This window comes from Nocardia sp. NPDC050408 (assembly GCF_044458905.1).
In the GTDB taxonomy this organism is placed as follows: Bacteria; Actinomycetota; Actinomycetes; order Mycobacteriales; family Mycobacteriaceae; genus Nocardia.
This window is the reverse complement of record NZ_JBITIL010000002.1, coordinates 782,898-800,075: the sequence shown is the minus strand read 5'-3', so window position 1 is coordinate 800,075 and position 17,178 is coordinate 782,898. Positions and strand designations below refer to the sequence as shown.

The window sequence follows — 17,178 nt, the reverse complement described above, 5'->3', positions numbered from 1 at the left end:
AGTCACCGCCGTGTTCAACAGATTCGCGGTAGCTGTTCTCCGGCAGGCAGATCGACGACGCGGGTACCACCGAGGGCGGTGCGGGCCACCACCATCCCCGGGTGTTCGGCAACGCAATGACCCACGACAGCCGCGTGGGCGCCGAGCGGATGCGCGCGCATGGCGTCGAGGACGCGTTCGGCGTACTCGGGGGGTACGAATGCGACGAGTTTGCCTTCGTTGGCGACATACAGCGGATCGAGACCGAGCAACCCGCAGGCATCGCGGACCCCGACGGGCACCGGGATCGCCCGTTCGTCGAGCTCGACACCGACACTCGCGGCGCGGGCGATCTCGTTCAGGGAGGCCGCCATTCCGCCGCGCGTGGGATCGCGCAGCACATGCACATCCGCGCCGGTGGCGAGCATGGTCGCGACCAATCCGTGCAGTGGCGCGGTATCGCTGCACAGGGTCGTGCCGAACTCGAGGCCTTCCCGGCAGCTCAGTACCGCGATACCGTGCAGTCCGATCTCACCGCTGACCAGCACGATATCGCCGGGCCTTGCCCGCTGGGGCCGGATGTCGACACTTTTTGGGACCAGTCCGATGCCCGCGGTGTTGATGAAGATGCCATCGCCGTGCCCGGCGTCGACGACCTTGGTGTCACCGGTGACCAACCGGACTTCGGCCGCGAGCGCGGCGGTACCGACGGCCTCGGCGATGCGGGCGATCTCGGCCAGCGCGGTGCCCTCTTCGAGGATGAACGCGGTCGAGAGCGCAACCGGCCGGGCACCGGACATCGCCAGATCGTTCACGGTGCCGTTCACCGCGAGATCACCGATCGAGCCGCCGGGGAACACCAGCGGCTTGACCACGAACGAATCGGTGGAGAACGCCAGCCGCACATTGCCGAGGCGGAGCACCGCCGAGTCGCCGAGCTCGGTATCGGCGGCCGCGCCGAATGCGGGCAGAAACAGGTGCTCGATCAGCTCACCCGACATCGCGCCGCCGCCGCCGTGTCCCATCACGATATTGGGCGCATCGCGCAGCGGCATCGGGCAGACCCAACCATCGATGTCGAGCGGGGGCGATGCGGCTGCCCCGCTGCCGTTGGTCTCACGCATGGGCGGCCTCCGCGGGAAGATCGAGACGCCGGTACAGGTAGTACGCGGCACAGGCGCCTTCGGAGGAAACCATTGTGGCACCCAACGGGTTTCGCGGGGTGCATTCCTTGCCGAAGGCCGCACACTCGTGCGGTTTGATCAAGCCTTGGAGGACTTCACCGGACCGACAGATCGAAGACTCGGCGGTGTGCAGATCTCCGACGGAGAAACGCTGTTCGGCGTCGTAGTCGCGGTAACGCGGCGACAGCCGCCAGCCGCTGCGGGGGATTACGCCGATGCCGCGCCACGCCCGGTCGGTGACCTCGAAGACGTCCTCGAGCATTGCCTTGGCCGCTGGATTCCCGGTTGCGGCTACCGCGCGGGGATAGGCGTTCTCGACCTCGTGGCGTCCCTGTTCGAGCTGGAGCACGGTGCGCCGGATGCCTTCGAGGATGTCCAGCGGTTCGAATCCGGTGACCACCATCGGAACCTTGTATTTCGCTGCCAGTGGCGGATATTCGCCGGTGCCCATCACCGTGCACACGTGCCCGGCGGCGAGGAATCCCTGGACCCGGCAGCTGGGCGACTCCATGATCGCCGCGATGGCGGGCGGGACGAGCACATGCGAGACCAGCAGCGAGAAATTCTCGATGCCGAGCCGTCGGGCCTGGTACACCGTCATCGCGTTGGCGGGCGCGGTGGTCTCGAATCCGATGCCGAAGAACACCACCTGCCGATCCGGGTTGTTTTTGGCCAGTTCCAGCGCATCCAGTGGCGAATAGACCACCCGCACGTCGCCGCCTTCGCTCTTGACCCGGAATAGATCCTTGTGGCTGCCGGGTACCCGCAGCATGTCGCCGAAGGAGCAGAAGATCACACCCGGCTGTGCGGCGATCTCGAGTGCCTTGTCGATCACTTCCAGCGGGGTGACGCATACCGGGCAACCGGGCCCATGAATCATCTCGATCTGATCCGGCAACAGCTGGTCGATGCCGTGGCGGATGATCGAATGTGTCTGTCCGCCACACACTTCCATGATCGACCACCGCTTGCTTGTGGTCGCGCGGATACGGTCGAGCAGGTTCCTCGCAAGCTCGGGATTGCTGAATTCGTCCAGGTATTTCATGACTTCGCCTCCTGGTCGTCGACGGTCGCGCCCGCCGCGGATGTGTCGGAATTGCCGTCCCCGGGCTGCGGGGCTTCGGGGTTGTCGACGCCGGCCTGCTTCGCCGCGATCGCGAAACCGTCGCCGAACTCCTCTTTCAGTACGCCGAGATGTTCGAACTCGGCCAGCGTCCGCAATGCGGATTCTTCATCCAGGCGTTGGATCGCGAACCCGACGTGCACCACGACGTAATCGCCGACCGCCACGTCCGGGATGTATTGCAGGCACACGTCTTTGTGCACGCCGCCGAAGTCGACCTCCGACATCAGCGTGCCGTCGCGTTCGTTGACGCTGAGCACCTTTCCGGGAACCGCAAGACACATCGCTTGTCTCCTTCACTCACACCGCACCGGCTACCAGGAGCTGTCCGAACGCGATCCCGCCGTCGTTCGGTGGCAGTCTGTGATGACTGATGACACGGAATCCGTCGCGCCGCAGCAGACGGGTACAGCTCGACAACAACAGCGCGTTCTGGAACACACCGCCCGACAGCGCGATCACCGACTCGGGCGCGGCGAATCGCCGTGCCGCGTCGTGCACTAGGTCGGCGACGGCGGCGTGGAATCGGGCGCCGATGACCGCGGGCGGTATGCCGCCCGCCGCATCGGCGACGACCTCGGCGAGTACCGGGGCAGGATCGATCCTGGCGGGATCGCCGTCACGCCAAGCGAACCGGTATCGGCCCACCGCACCATCGGCTCCGCGGGCCAGACCTTCGAGTTCGATCGCGGCCTGCGCCTCATAGTCGACGACGTGCCGCACCCCGGTCAGGGAGGCGACCGCGTCGAACAGCCTGCCCATGCTCGAGGTCGGCGCGCAGCCGAGCCCGGTGTCGAATTGGTGCGCGAGCACGGCCCGTTCGGCGTCGAGGCAGGCGTCGACCGAGGCGATACCGGGGGACCACTCGATGCCCGCGGCGCGCAGATGCGACAGCGCCATCCGATAGGGCTTGCGGACGCTGAGGTCGCCGCCCGCCAAGGGCACATAGGACAGGTGCGCCATGCGCCGGTAGCCCTTGTATCCGGCGACGAGCACCTCACCGCCCCAGACCGCGCCGTCGGGTCCGTACCCGGTGCCGTCGAAGGCGATGCCGAGCACGGTCTGGTTCGCATCGACCCCGTGCTCGCCCATCACCGCGGCCAGATGCGCGTGATGGTGTTGCACGGTGTGCACCGGTCGGTCGGCCGCGTTCGCGCGGGCCCACGCGGTCGAACGGTAGCCGGGGTGGGCGTCGGCGGCGAGTTGGGTCGGGTGCACGCAGGTGAGTTCCTCCAGATGCGATCGCGCCGTATCGAATGCCTGCAGAGTGGCCAGATCGTCCATGTCGCCGATGTGCTGACTGAGCCAGGCGTACCGTCCGTCGGCGACGGCGCAGGTGTTCTTCAGGTCGGCGCCGACCGCCAGAGTCGGCGGAACCGGGATCGGCAGCGCCAGCGGCAGCGGCGCGTAGCCGCGGGAGCGGCGCACCGGCAGCTCGGCGCCGTCCACCACGCGCACCACCGAGTCGTCGCACGGGACGAGAATGCGCCGGTTGTGGCCGAGCCAGGCGTCGGCCAGCCCGGCCAGGCGGGTGCGGGCATCGGCGTCGTCGTAGCAGATCGGTTCGCCGCCGAGATTGCCGGAAGTCATCACCAGCACGTCGGGGCCGGGCGGGTCGCCAGGGAGGCCGAACAACAGCAGATGCAATGGGGTGTAGGCGAGCATGACTCCGAGGTCGGGGTTGCCGGGTGCGACCGTGTCGGCAACTGGCCGCTCGCCGCGCGGCAGCAGAACGATCGGCCGTTGCGGACCGCTCAGCAGGGCCGCGCCGGTGGGATCGATGGTCACGATCCGCGCCGCGGTGTCCAGGTCGGCGACCATGACCGCGAACGGCTTGTCGCCGCGCCGCTTGCGGCGACGCAATTCGGCCACGGCCGTGTCGTTGCCGGCGTCGCAGGCGAGGTGGTAGCCGCCGATGCCCTTGACCGCGAGAATACCTCCGGCACACAGCAATTCGCGCGCCGCGGTGAGCGGCCGCCCCAGCTCACCGGGCCCGGTGTAGGACAGAGTGGGCCCGCAGTCCGGACAGGCGATGGGCTGGGCGTGAAACCGGCGATCGGCGGGGTCGGCGTATTCGCGGGCGCAGCGCGCGCACATGGCGAAATCGGCCATGGACGTGCGCTCGCGGTCGTAGGGCAGCCCAGCGATGATGGTGAATCGCGGGCCGCAATTGGTGCAGTTGACGAAGGGGTGGCGGTAGCGGCGGTCGGCGGGGTCGCGCAGTTCGCGCGCGCAGTCCGTACAGATCGCTACATCGGGCGAGACCAAGGTGCGTCCGGCACCGCCGCGAAGGGTATCGCCGATCAGGAATCCGGTGCCGCCGCGGATTTCGACCGCGGTCTGCTCGACCGCGGCGACTGCGGCCAGCGGCGGCGGTGAGTCGTGCACCCGGCGAATGAACTCGCGCACCGATGCCTCGGCGCCTTCGATCTCGATGACGACGCCGTCGGTGTCGTTGGCAACACGGCCGGTCAGCGCGAGCTCGACGGCCGTGGTGTAAACGAACGGCCGGAATCCGACGCCTTGCACCACGCCGCGCACGAGTAGGCGGCGGCGAACGCGATCGGCACTCACGGCTGATCTCCACTGCCCAGCAGGCGCAGCCCGGCCATCGCCCGCTCCGCGCCATCGGCGTCGGTCTTCTCGATGACGAATCCCATGTGGATGATCACCCAATCACCCGGCGCGGCGGGCTGATCCTCGTCGAGCAGACCGATATTGACCTTGCGCTTCTCACCGGACACCTCGACCACGGCGATCTGCCCGTGGTAGCCGTCCGGAATCTCCACGACCCGCCCCGGAATGCCAAGGCACATGCTCACACCTCCTGTCCAGCGCGCAATTGCGCCGCGACGCGCGCCACCGCGGCTGCGGCAGGATCGACCGCCGCGGCGACGGCAGCGCTGAGACCGATCCCCTCGGCTACCGAGTCGACCTGACAGCCGACGACGACGGTCGGCGGCACGACACCGCCGAGCGCGCGCACCGCGGCGAAGACCGCTTCCGGATTCATCGCGTGCGCGTCCATGGCCGTCGTCGCATCCGACTCGGGTTCGGCGCGCATGATCTGCACGTGGCCGGGATCGCCGGTATTCGGCAGGGCGTCCACCAGTACCAGCGCATCCCACCCGTCGAGCAGGTCGTAGGCCAGGTGTAACCCGCGGATGCCGTAGTCGACGATCCGCTGGTCCTGCGCCGACGCCGTGGGTAGCCGACGGACCACCTCGGGGCCGAACCCATCGTCGCCGAGGAAGATATTGCCGATCCCGGCAACGAGCACGCGTGCGCTCATCTCACATGTGGCGAATCTTCAGATAACGCCGGAGGTCGGGGATCGACCGTATGCCGAGATAGGCGCCGACCACGACGATGACTGCCACCACCGCGGTGGAGACCACACCGACTGTTTGCATGACCGTATTCCTTTCACTCGTCGCCGTTGATAATCGGTTCGAGCTCATCGGGAGCGAAATACAGGTAGCGGCCGTACCATTCGTGCAGATCGGCCGCCGGATCGTCATCGATGACCACGCCGACGTGCGTTTCGCCGTCGACGTCAGCGTGCACCGAGGTGACGCGCGCCGCCCTGCCCGCGTAGAACAGGTCGTGTGCGTCGGCGCGTCGCGTCGGGCGCAGCCGAACCCGGCTGCCCTTGCGTACGAGCACCCCGGCGATCGGGATCGCGTCGGACTCCGGGCGCACCGCGCCGTCGGCTGCGGGATCCCACCAGCTCATGTCCTCCGGTACCTCGGGCACCAGGCGCGGCGCAGGCTCGCGCCACAGCCCGTGCAGGTCGTGCATGGCCTCGGGCGTCATGCGATCGCAGCGGTCGATGATTTCGGCGGCTTTCGGGTCGGTGGCGCGGGCCCGTTCCTTCTCGTCATCGGTGAGCGACATCACGCGCAGCGTGAGGATTTCGTCGATCTCGGTGGAGTCGAACAGCTGACCCGCGCTCTGCTCGGCGATCTCGGGATGGTCGTAGAGGATGATCGGCGACACCAGGACAACGCCGTTATGGCCGGGCGGGCCGGCCAATACCGGGAAGCAGCGGTGCTGGGTGCAGTGCTCGACGGCCGTCTCGGCGCCGGGTTCGGGATCGAGGAGCGAGATGAACTCACCACCGTCGAGTTCGGCGATCACGTGGGCGCCGAGCATGGAGCGGACGGTGGCGTCGTCCGAGTCGGCGGCCGCAGCGCCGCTGTTGCGCAGTCGTATTCCGACGCGTCGATAGTCGCCCTCGGGGACGACGGTCAATTCGAGTGTGCCCTCGATCTGTGCTCGGGTGCGTACCACCATGCCCGCCGTCGATCCCGGAATCGGTTCGACCGCCTGCCAGCCCGGTACTTCGATCGGCATCGTCGAATCCGCCAAAGGCCGGGGGCCGCAGGTGATTTCGCATTCGGTAGCCTCGTCCCAGCTGACCCATCGGCGACCGTCGACGATCAGTTCGGCGCGCGCGCTTCCGTCCAGTTCGACTGTTCGGCGCTGCAGTTGCAGGAACCGTGCGGTGAGCGTGATCCGCGTGGCTCGGGACGCGCGGACGAGACATTCGGCGGCAAGCGAGTCGTCCTCACCGAATCCGGCCGCGGCCGCGTCGCGCGGCCCGAGCACACCGAACTGCCAGCGGGACTGGTTCTTTCGGGCGTCGGACCGGTACGGGTACAGCAGATACCCCTCGTACAGCACGGCGTCGGCGACGGCACGGGCGCGGGTCATGGCGGCGTTCACGACGCGGACTCCTCGGTGAGAAGTTTCGCGACGGCGTCGTCGAATCCGAGCAAACCGTGCGAGGACTTGTAGGCAGCCAGCGCTTCCACATTCTCCCTGCGCAACCGCACCCAGCCGGAGTTCGGATAATGGGTGTCCATGAGATCGCGCCACACGGCGACCGGCATATCGAATTTGTCCTCGCGGTCCCATGGCACCTGCTGAACCGCGAAACCCGTTTCCCCTCTGATGAATACGGTGCCGCTGAACAGGAATATCAGCGGCACGGTGCCCTCGCGCAGGGCGTGCAGGTACTTCGATCCGGTGACCTCGAAGTCGTAGGTGCACGGCATCGGCAGTTCCACCTCGGCGCCGCCGGAGAAGCCGGACACCATGGTGGCGCAGTGCATCCAGGTGAACGACTTCTGTGTTTCGTGCCAGCGTTCGCGCGGGCCGAAAAGGTCCAGCAGCCCCGCGCCTTCGGCGTCGGAGTAGCCGCGCCGGAAGGGTTCGATGCGCACCTGGGCGCGCAGCGCGATCGCGTGCACCGGCTCCTCGGCCAGCGCGGCGATGCCGATGCGCGCGGACAGATTCGGGGCGACCGCGTACGGTTCCGGCCGCACCTCGAGCACCGCGAAGGTCATCGCATAGGCCGGACTCATGACGCCACCTCCGGCCGGGCGCGAGCCGACATCGCGGTGAAGAATTCCGCGATGAAGTCTCGGGCTTCCTTGCCGCCGTCGAATCCGCGCCACAACATCCGCATCCGTCCGACGAACTCGTAACAGGCATCGATCGGCAGCAGCAGCACCGCGCCGGGACCGCCGCGCTCCGGCATCCGGATGAGCAGCGCCTCGACATCCGGCGCGAGCCGGTCGAGTTCGGGATGGCGATCCAGGATCGCCCGCCAATCCTGCAGCGGCAGTTCGGATTCGGTGGCCCCGGCCGGTCCCGGATAAAACGCGACAGTACGCCCGAGCGTCGAATTGACGAAGAAGAACGCCAGCCCGACCGGGATGTCGAGGGTATCCCATTCACCCTGACCGATCACACAGTCCGGGAACGAGACGTAGTGGTCGGGCACCGCCCGGTAGCGCAGCGCGGCCTGCTGATCGGTGAACAGCAGATAGCAGCCCACACATACGCACATCAGCTGTCTGCCTTCGATATCCACCACATGGCGGTGCTGTGCACCGACCGGTTCGGCGCACATTTCGCACCGCTCTCCGGCCGCCGCGGGCGGGGTCGGGTCGGTCGCGATGCGGCGCAGTGCGCGCAGGCTCTGGTTCATCCGCGGACCTCCGCGGGTACCGCCACCGAGATCTCACCGGAGCGCACCAGCACGGGCAGCGGCTCCAGATGCCCGTCGCCGTCCAGCCGCGTTCCGGCGTGCACAACATCGAAATGGGCCTGGCATCCCGGACAGCGCAGCACCGCCGAGCCTGCCGGGGCCCCCATCCTGCGGTGCAGCGCGGACCCCGCCATCGAACGCCCACAGGCCGCGCAGCGGTCGCGATAGACGAACAGGTCCGTGCCGACCCTGCAGGCCAGTACCGGCACGTCCGCCACCGTGAACCCGCAGACCTCGCCTGCCGCCAGGTCCGCGAGCTCCGGGACCGAGATCCAGCTGCCCGCGGGCGGATCGCCGGTGTGCACCCGCGCGAACAGCGCCTCGGCCGGTATCACCCCCGCCTGTGGCTGTGCCGCCGCGGCGACCACCTCGATAGCCTCGATTTCCGGCGCGGCCGCGCGCACCGCATCCTCCACCGCCAGTTCCAGCGTCACCGACGATGAAGGGCACGTGCGACAGCTGCCGGACAGCTCGAGCCGCACGACAGCGTCGGCGACATCGATGAGCGTCACATCGCCGCCGTGCGAGCCGAGGTAGGGGCGGACGCTGTCCAGCGCCGTCGCCACCCTCGTTCGCACGTCGTGCGGGTGCAGGCCGTGCACCAACAGCAGGCTCGCGACCAGATCGTCGCGGGTCAGCTCCTCGACGGTCCGGTCGTCGAGCACGGCCATAACCCGGCCGAGTGCCGCGCCGTAGAGGTCGACGACCTCACGCACAAGACGCTCGGCGCGCTCGCGCGCCATCGGGCCGCCTGCCGAACAGGCATCCAGCAGGGTGTCGATCCGATCACCCGCGCCCCGCCACTGGTTGTCGTCGGTCGGTCCGGCTCGCTGCTGCGGGCGACCATCCACGCTGTACCTCCCGTCGTCGGCAGGACCCGTCATTCCGCGGTGAGCGTCTGCGTTGGTGAATGGACCTTGTCCAGGGTTACGCCATTGCCCAGATACATGTGCACCCCGCAGGGCAGGCACGGATCGAAGCTGCGCACCGTGCGCATGATGTCGATGCCCTTGAAGTGCTCTCGATCGTTCTCCTCGAAGATCGGCTGCCCCTGTACCGCGTCCTCGTAGGGCCCCGGTGTACCGAAGGAGTCACGCGGATTGGCGTTCCACGGCGTCGGGGGATACGGGTGGTAGTTGGCGATCTTGCCGTCCCGGATGACCATGTGGTGCGACAGCACACCGCGCACCGCCTCGGTGAAACCACAGCCGATGCCCTCGTCGGGCACCTCGAAGTGCTCCCAGGTCTTCGTGTGGCCCGCCCGGATCTCACCGAGCGCCTGCTCGGCGAAGTGCAGTGCGCACGCCGCCGCGTAGGCCTGGAAGTAGGTCCGAGCCCGGTCGCGTTCGATCGTGTTGCTGCCGTGCGTCGGGATCTTCCATTCCAAGGTGACCGGGCCCTTCAACGCGGTCTTGGGCAGGTTGATCTGCACGCTGGATCCGGTGGATTTGACGTAACCGATATCCACCAGCCCGGCCAGCGCCGTCGTCCACAGGCGAGCAAGCGGCCCACCGCCGGTGTCGAGCGCGAGATGGTCCTTGCCATCGAACCAGCGCGGGGACATCACCCAGCTGTACTTGTCGTCCAGGTCGCGCTTCTGCGGTTTCGGATTGGTGTGTTGATTCCAGGGGTGGCGCCGGTCGATCGGATTGCCGAGCGGATCGGTCGTGACGAACATTTCCTGATCGGTCCAGTCCTCGTAATACGAACTGCCCAACAGGATCCGGATGCCGAGATTGATATCGACCAGCGAGGTGGTGATCAGCTTCCCGTCCACCACGATGCCGGGACTGACGAACATCCGCCGACCCCACTGCTCCATATCCTTGTAGTCGAAGTTGCACACCGCGGGATCCTGGAAAGATCCCCAGCAACCGAGGAGTGTGCGGCGCAGGCCCACCTGCTCATAGCCCGGCAGCGCCTCGTAGAAGAAGTCGAACAGGTCGTCGTGCATCGGCACGACCTTCTTCATGAACTCCACATACCGCATCAGCCGCGACATGTAGTCGGTCATCAGCTGAATTGTCGCGACCGTGCCGACCCCACCGGGATACAGCGTCGACGGGTGCACGTGCCTGCCCTCCATCAGGGAGAACATTTCGCGCGTGTACCGACTGACCTGCAGCGCCTCCCGGTAGAACTCGCCGGTGAACGGATTGAGCGCCCGCATGATGTCGGCGACAGTGCGGTAGCCGTGGTCACCGGCGTGCGGCGCCTCGGCGCGTTCGGCGCGTTCGAGCACACCGGGATTGGTCTCGGCGACCATCTTCTCGCAGAAGTCCACCCCGACCAGGTTCTCCTGGAAAATATTGTGGTCGAACATGTACTCGGCGGCCTCGCCGAGGTTCACGATCCACTCGGCGATCGGCGGTGGTTTGACCCCGTAGGCCATGTTCTGGCAATAACACGAGCAGGTCGCGTGGTTGTCACCGCAGATGCCGCAGATGCGGCTGGTGATGAAGTGCGCGTCGCGCGGGTCCTTGCCCTTCATGAAAATCGAATAGCCGCGGAAGATCGACGAGGTGCTGTGGCACTCGACCACCTCGCGACTGTTGAAGTCGATCTTGGTGTAGATGCCCAGGCTGCCGACGATGCGGGTGATCGGATCCCAGGCCATCTCTACCAGGGCGTCGGGTTCGATCTTGCGAAGCGACGGATCGGGAATGATCTCTGTCATCGAAATATCTCCCTACCAGGTGCGTGTCGCGCCGGATTCGAGCTTCCCGCCCTTGTGCCGCCAGCGCGGTTCCTTGTCGACGGTGCGGCCGGTGATGTGGCGGAGACTGCGGATCACTGACCCGTACAGCCCGGAAGCGGTCGAGGAGATCTTGCCGCCCGGCGGTTCGTCCATGAACGGCATGAACTTGTCCGGGAATCCCGGCATCGTGCAGCCGATGCAGATGCCACCCACATTCGGGCACCCGCCCACACCATTGACCCAGCCGCGCTTGGGCACATTGCACTTGACGACCGGACCCCAACAGCCCAGCTTCACAATGCATTTCGGCGATCCGTACTCTTCGGCGAAATCACCCTGCTCGTAGTAGCCCGCGCGGTCGCAACCTTCGTGGACGGTGGCGCCGAACAACCACTTCGGGCGCAGTGCATCGTCGAGCGGGATCATCGGCGCCTGGCCCGTGGCCATATAGAGAAGGTATGTAAGAGTCTCGGACAGATTGTCGGGCTGGATCGGACAGCCGGGCACGCAGACGATCGGAATGCCCGCTTTGCTCTTCCAATCCCAGCCGAGATAGTCCGGGACACCCATCGCGCCGGTCGGATTTCCCGCCATGGCGTGGATACCTCCGTACGTCGCGCAGGTGCCTACGGCGACCACCGCGGTCGCCTTGGGCGCCAGCCGATCGAGCCATTCGCTCGTCGTCATCGGCTGACCGGTCGCAGGATTGTTGCCGAAGCCGCACCAGTAACCCTCGTCGTGCAACTGCTCATTGGGGATCGACCCCTCGACGACCAGAACGAACGGATCCAGTTCGCCCCGATCTCCCTTGAAGAACCACTCCAGGAAATCGTCGGCGCCGCCGGCCGGACCGCATTCGAAATCGATGAGCGGCCAATGCACGGCAATCTTCGGTAAACCGGGGAGTGATCCGAGTGCGATCTCTTCGATGCTCGGCTGGGTGGCGGCGGTGAGGGCCACCGAATCGCCGTCACAGCTGAGTCCGGCATTGATCCAGAGGACGTGGATCAGGGTGTCTTCGGCTTTTACTGCTTCCTGAGTTGGCATCGGACTGCCACCTTCCGCAGCGGGGGCACGCGGATACATCTCCGGTTAGCTACGTCGACTATTCCGCGTGTGAATCTGATCACATGAGTCTAGGTCTGAGAGCTAACCGCTTTCAAGGCGTTGGGATGCCAACGGTTAGCCGGGCGGCGAGCCAGTCGTACCAGAGGGGCAGCCCGTCGCCGGTGGTCGCCGATACCGGAAGGATTTTTACGCCCGGATTCACCGACTGCGCATACTCCGCGCACCGCTCTAGATCGAAGTCCACATATGGCGACAGATCGGTCTTATTGATCAGCACCAGCTCCGCCGCGGCAAACATATGCGGGTACTTCAACGGCTTGTCGGTGCCCTCGGTGACCGAGATGATCACGACTTTGCCCGCCTCGCCGAGATCGAACAATGCCGGACAGACCAGATTGCCCACGTTCTCCACGAACAGCAGGCTGCCCGGCGCCGGTTCCAGTGCGTCGAGAGCGCGCCGCATCATGTCCGCGTCGAGATGGCAGCCCGCGCCGGTATTCACCTGTACGACCTTGCATCCGGTTGCCCCGATGCGCCGCGCATCCAGCACGGTGGCCTGATCACCCTCGATGACGGCCACCGGAACGGATTCGAACTCGCGGATGGTTCGCTCGATCAGGGTCGTTTTCCCCGCCCCCGGTGAACTGGTCATATTCAGTGCCAAGATCCCACATTCGCGCAATCGCGCACGATTCGCCGCGGCGAGTTCATCGTTCTTGGCGAGCACCTTCTGTTCGAGGGTCAGTGTGGTCAGAGGGTGCTCATGGGAGTGCTGGTGTTCATGCCCGGGACCATGCTCATGGTGGCCATGATCGTGCGGGTGATCGTGGTCCTGATGTCCGACGGTGATCACGGCGACCCCGTCGCCTTCGCAGCCGCAGGTTGCGCACATCGCTCACTCACCTCCATAGATACGATTCGAAGTTCCCGCCCCGCAGTGATCTCGACCTCGGCGCTGCCGCAACGGCACAGCACGATGAGGTCGGGCAGAAGGAATTCCGCCCCGCAGCTCCGACAATGCGCTGCCCCGTCGACAATGCGCAGGTCCAATCGTGCTCCCTGAGCGATCGTCCCCTCGGTGGCAAGCTCGAAACAGAACTGCATGGACTCGGGCACCACAGCACACAGCGCGCCGACCTCGACCGTCACGTGGTGCACCGGGCGCCCTTGCGCATGCTCACAGACGGCGTCGACAAGGTACTGGGTAATAGCCATTTCATGCATCCCGACCTCGCCTTTCGACAAGCCCTGGGATGGATCCTACGCCGCGGCCAGGGCGGACCGGCGGGCCATGACCGCAAACGATGGGCAATGGATCATCTTGTTATCACCCTGGTGGCGGACAGCCGCGTACTGTGCGCGAGAACATATTCGCTCGGCCGGAGGGGTAGGTCCTTGTCATCGTTGATTCCCGGATTCATCGCCTGGCCGCTGACCGTCTGCGTCGCGGTCTTTGCGGTGGGCCGTTTCCTGCTGTTCCGGGACAGGATCGTCGACCGGCTCATCAATCGGCTGTACGCATGGAGCGCGGCGGCGATGCTCCTCTACCGGTTCGCGTCCATGTCGGGTGCTTCCGGTCCGGTATCCGCGCTGGCGCTGGCGCTGGGCTGCGTCGTGATGGCGACAACGTACCTTTACGCCATCGGGTGCGTCCGCCTGAGCGATATCGCCCCGGACACCCTGCGGGGTCGTCTGCGTCGATGCAGTCTCGTCGCCCTGATATCGACGGTCGCGGTTCTGATCGCGGGCGCAAGGGCAAGCAGCGAAGGGCGCCCGGTCGACATGAGCCTCGCGTGGGACGGGATCGTCATCGCGATCGCGGTCGGCGCGCCGGCCGCGATAAACACGGCGGTCTTCGTTCGAATGGTCGTCCGCGAGTACCGCGCCGACGATCGCACCGCAGCGGAAAGGGTTGTCGGTGCGGGCATGATCCTCAGCATGATGTTCGTCTGGGGAACTCTGCTACTCTCCGGTCTTCAATTGACCACCGGGTGGCCCCAACTCGGACCTCATATGCCGCGGGCAGAGCTGGCATTCACGGTCGGCGTCGTGGTCAACGGCATAGCACCCGCGTTCCCGTTGTCGATGGCGTTTATGCGTGCAGTGGGCCTGGATCGCGAGGGACGGGTGTGTCGTCGGCTGGATCCGCTGTGGCGGGATCTCACGGCGGCGGTCCCGGAGATCGTGATGCACCCGGCGGTCGACACTGGAGCCCCGCGCGATCCGGCCACGCGAGTTTTCCGGATGACGGTCGAAATACGTGACGCGCTGATGCATCTCGCGCCCTATATGCCTGCCGGACTGCGGCCGCTCGTCGAAAGTGGCGGAAACCCCGAGGATTACGCGAAGCGGATCGCACACGCGGCGAGAGCAAGGATGACGGGCATTGCTCCTATGTACTCGACGGTTGCATCGCAGTCGCCCATCGGTGGTGGCGATTTCCATACCGACCTCGAGAAACTGCTCGACCTGGCGCAGGCGTGGCGTAACCTTCCGACAGTTCTGCAGGCGCGACGCGCTTGAAATGACAAAATCCCTTGCATCGCAAGGGATTTTGTCTATTCCAGTGTTCGGGGGGAGCTGATATCGGGCCGTCGGCAATAGCTCGCCGACGGCCCAGTCCATCAGCTATCAGACTTCCGGATCCTAAACATAGGTGTAACCGACGGCGTTGCTGGTTCCACCTACGGTGCTGGTGGTGACCTGCACCGTTCCGGCCGCACCCGCGGGGGCGACGGCGGTGATCTGGATAGCGGAGTCCACGGTGAACGACGTCGCCGGTGTGGCACCGAAGTCGACCGCCGTGGCTCCGGTCAGATCTGTTCCGATCAGGACGACCGTTGTTCCACCGGCCACCGGTCCCACGTTCGGAACGATCGTGGCGAGGGTGGGAACCGCGACATAGGTGAAGGAGACACCATTACTGGTTCCACCAGCGGTGGTGACGGTGACCTGCACCGTTCCCGCCGCACCCGCGGGGACGAGGGCCGTGATCTGGGTGTCGGAGTTGACCGCGAACAAGGTCACCGGTGTCGCGCCGAAGTCGACCGCGGTGGCTCCTGTCAGGCCTGTTCCGGTGATCACAACGACTGTCCCACCGCTTACCGGGCCTGCGTTCGGAACGACCGTGGTCAGGGTGGGGACCGCTGCATAGGTGTAGGAGACACCGTTGCTGGTTCCACCCGCTGTGGTTACGGTGACTTGCACGGTTCCGGTTCCTGCGGGGGCGACCGCCGTGATCTGGGTGGCGGAGTCCACGGTGAACGAGGTCGCCGGTGTGGCACCGAAGTTCACCGCCGTCGCCGCGGTCAGGTTCGTCCCGGTGAGGACGACTGTTGTTCCACCGGCCACCGGTCCCACGTTCGGAACGACCGTGGTGAGGGTGGGGACCGCGACATAGGTGAAGGAGACACCATTACTGGTTCCACCAGCGGTGGTGGCGGTGACCTGCACCGTTCCGGCCGCACCCGCAGGGGCGAGGGCCGTGATCTGGGTGTCGGAGTTGACCGCGAACAAGGTCACCGGTGTCGCGCCGAAGTCGACCGCGGTGGCTCCTGTCAGGCCTGTTCCGGTGATCACAACGACTGTCCCACCGCTTACCGGCCCTGAACTGGGAACGACCGTGGTCAGGGTGGGAACCGCGATATAGGTGTAGCCGACACCGTTGCTGGTTCCACCAGCGGTCGTGGCGGTGACCTGCACCGTCCCGGCCGCACCCGCAGGGGTGACCGCCGTGATCTGGGTGGCGGAGTCGATGGTGAACGAGGTTGCCGGTGTGGCACCGAAGTTGACCGCTGTGGCTCCTGTCAGCCCTGTTCCGGTGAGGACCACCGTTGTTCCACCGGTCACCGACCCGGCGTTCGGAACGACCGTGGTCAGGGTGGGGACCGCTGCATAGGTGTAGGAGACACCGTTACTGGTCCCACCCGCTGTGGTGGCGGTGACTTGCACCGTTCCGGTTCCAGCGGGGGCGACGGCGGTGATCTGGGTGGCGGAGTCGACAGTGAACGAGGTTGCCGGTGTGGCACCGAAGTTGACCGCTGTGGCTCCTGTCAGCCCTGTCCCGGTGAGGACGACCGTTGTTCCACCGGCCACCGGTCCCACGTTCGGAACGACCGTGGTGAGGGTGGGGACCGCGATATAGGTGAAGCCGACACCGTTACTGGTCCCACCCGCTGTGGTGGCGGTGACCTGCACCGTTCCCGCCGCACCCGCAGGGGCGACAGCGGTGATCTGGGTGGCGGAGTCGACAGTGAACGAGGTTGCCGGTGTGGCACCGAAGTTGACCGCTGTGGCTCCTGTCAGCCCTGTTCCGGTGAGGACGACTGTTGTTCCACCGGCCACGGGTCCCACGTTGGGAACGACTGTGGTGAGGGTGGGTAGCGCGATATAGGTGTAGCCGACACCGTTGCTGGTTCCACCCGCTGTGGTGGCGGTGACTTGTACGGTTCCGGTTCCTGCGGGGGTGACCGCGGTGATCTGGGTGGCGGAGTCGACGGTGAACGAGGTTGCCGGTGTGGCACCGAAGTTCACCGCCGTCGCCGCGGTCAGGTTCGTCCCGGTGAGGACGACCGTTGTTCCACCGGCCACGGGTCCCACGTTGGGAACGACTGTGGTGAGGGTGGGTAGCGCGATATAGGTGTAGCCGACACCGTTGCTGGTTCCACCCGCTGTGGTGGCGGTGACTTGCACGGTTCCGGCTGCACCCGCAGGGGCGACCGCCGTGATCTGGGTGGCGGAATCGACGGTGAACGAGGTTGCCGGTGTGGCACCGAAGTTCACCGCCGTCGCCGCGGTCAGCCCTGTTCCGGTGAGGACCACTGTTGTTCCACCGGCCACCGGCCCCACGTTGGGAACCACGGTGGTCAGAGTAGGCACCGCGATATAGGTGAAGCCGATGCCGTTACTGGTTCCACCCGCTGTGGTGGCGGTGACCTGCACCGTTCCCGCTGCACCCGCAGGGGCGACCGCCGTGATCTGGGTGGCGGAATCGACGGTGAACGAGGTTGCCGGTGTGGCGCCGAAGTTCACCGCCGTCGCCGCGGTCAGCCCTGTTCCGGTGAGGACG

Annotated in this window: 17 protein-coding genes; 1 reads left to right on the top strand and 16 read right to left on the bottom strand. The window is 66.2% G+C overall.

Features of this window, described 5'->3' with window-relative positions:
* Positions 1 to 14: 14 nt before the first annotated feature.
* The 15 genes from hypE to ACIBJI_RS08355 form a co-directional block, all read right to left on the bottom strand.
* Positions 15 to 1,103 (bottom strand): hydrogenase expression/formation protein HypE, encoded by a 1,089-nt coding sequence (gene hypE / locus ACIBJI_RS08425; RefSeq protein ID WP_396958201.1) that lies wholly within the window; start codon positions 1,101 to 1,103, stop codon positions 15 to 17.
* Positions 1,096 to 2,208, bottom strand: a complete 1,113-nt coding sequence (hypD, locus tag ACIBJI_RS08420) for a hydrogenase formation protein HypD (RefSeq protein WP_364342334.1) — start codon at positions 2,206 to 2,208, stop codon at positions 1,096 to 1,098. Before hypD ends, hypE begins: the two co-directional genes overlap by 8 nt.
* Positions 2,205 to 2,570, bottom strand: a complete 366-nt coding sequence (locus ACIBJI_RS08415; RefSeq protein ID WP_364342332.1) for a HypC/HybG/HupF family hydrogenase formation chaperone — start codon at positions 2,568 to 2,570, stop codon at positions 2,205 to 2,207. Before ACIBJI_RS08415 ends, hypD begins: the two co-directional genes overlap by 4 nt.
* 16 nt (positions 2,571 to 2,586) lie before the next feature.
* Positions 2,587 to 4,860 carry a carbamoyltransferase HypF gene (gene hypF / locus ACIBJI_RS08410; RefSeq protein WP_364342329.1) on the bottom strand — a complete coding sequence of 758 codons (2,274 nt, stop codon included), beginning with the start codon at positions 4,858 to 4,860 and terminating at the stop codon, positions 2,587 to 2,589.
* A complete protein-coding gene (locus ACIBJI_RS08405) occupies positions 4,857 to 5,102 on the bottom strand; it encodes a HypC/HybG/HupF family hydrogenase formation chaperone (RefSeq protein ID WP_364342326.1) in 246 nt (81 codons plus the stop codon). Before ACIBJI_RS08405 ends, hypF begins: the two co-directional genes overlap by 4 nt.
* 2 nt (positions 5,103 to 5,104) lie before the next feature.
* Complete coding sequence (locus tag ACIBJI_RS08400) at positions 5,105 to 5,578, bottom strand: hydrogenase maturation protease (protein WP_364342323.1); 474 nt, start codon at positions 5,576 to 5,578, stop codon at positions 5,105 to 5,107.
* Between the two features lies 1 nt (position 5,579).
* On the bottom strand, positions 5,580 to 5,699 hold the full coding sequence (locus tag ACIBJI_RS08395) for a DUF6893 family small protein (RefSeq protein WP_396958204.1): 120 nt from the start codon (positions 5,697 to 5,699) through the stop codon (positions 5,580 to 5,582).
* A gap of 13 nt (positions 5,700 to 5,712) precedes the next feature.
* A complete protein-coding gene (locus ACIBJI_RS08390; RefSeq protein WP_396958205.1) occupies positions 5,713 to 7,014 on the bottom strand; it encodes a hypothetical protein in 1,302 nt (433 codons plus the stop codon).
* Complete coding sequence (locus ACIBJI_RS08385; protein WP_364342320.1) at positions 7,011 to 7,655, bottom strand: DUF6084 family protein; 645 nt, start codon at positions 7,653 to 7,655, stop codon at positions 7,011 to 7,013. The genes ACIBJI_RS08390 and ACIBJI_RS08385 overlap by 4 nt, the downstream gene beginning before the upstream one ends.
* A complete protein-coding gene (locus ACIBJI_RS08380; protein ID WP_364342317.1) occupies positions 7,652 to 8,284 on the bottom strand; it encodes a DUF5947 family protein in 633 nt (210 codons plus the stop codon). Before ACIBJI_RS08380 ends, ACIBJI_RS08385 begins: the two co-directional genes overlap by 4 nt.
* Entirely contained in the window at positions 8,281 to 9,195 is a 915-nt protein-coding gene (locus ACIBJI_RS08375; protein WP_397083511.1) for a NifU family protein, read from the bottom strand. Before ACIBJI_RS08375 ends, ACIBJI_RS08380 begins: the two co-directional genes overlap by 4 nt.
* Positions 9,196 to 9,224: 29 nt before the next feature.
* Entirely contained in the window at positions 9,225 to 11,021 is a 1,797-nt protein-coding gene (locus ACIBJI_RS08370; RefSeq protein ID WP_364342311.1) for a nickel-dependent hydrogenase large subunit, read from the bottom strand.
* Between the two features lie 12 nt (positions 11,022 to 11,033).
* Entirely contained in the window at positions 11,034 to 12,089 is a 1,056-nt protein-coding gene (locus ACIBJI_RS08365) for a hydrogenase expression protein HypE (protein WP_364342308.1), read from the bottom strand.
* 112 nt (positions 12,090 to 12,201) lie between these two features.
* On the bottom strand, positions 12,202 to 13,002 hold the full coding sequence (gene hypB / locus ACIBJI_RS08360) for a hydrogenase nickel incorporation protein HypB (protein WP_364342305.1): 801 nt from the start codon (positions 13,000 to 13,002) through the stop codon (positions 12,202 to 12,204).
* A complete protein-coding gene (locus ACIBJI_RS08355; protein ID WP_364343065.1) occupies positions 12,960 to 13,334 on the bottom strand; it encodes a hydrogenase maturation nickel metallochaperone HypA in 375 nt (124 codons plus the stop codon). Before ACIBJI_RS08355 ends, hypB begins: the two co-directional genes overlap by 43 nt.
* A 171-nt stretch (positions 13,335 to 13,505) precedes the next feature.
* Between ACIBJI_RS08355 and ACIBJI_RS08350 the strand changes: the two genes are divergently transcribed.
* Complete coding sequence (locus ACIBJI_RS08350) at positions 13,506 to 14,633, top strand: MAB_1171c family putative transporter (protein ID WP_397083508.1); 1,128 nt, start codon at positions 13,506 to 13,508, stop codon at positions 14,631 to 14,633.
* Between the two features lie 123 nt (positions 14,634 to 14,756).
* On the opposite strand, the gene ACIBJI_RS08345 is transcribed toward ACIBJI_RS08350, so the two are convergent.
* Positions 14,757 to 17,178: beta strand repeat-containing protein (locus ACIBJI_RS08345; RefSeq protein WP_397083506.1), on the bottom strand; the 2,422-nt coding region annotated here is incomplete at its 5' end.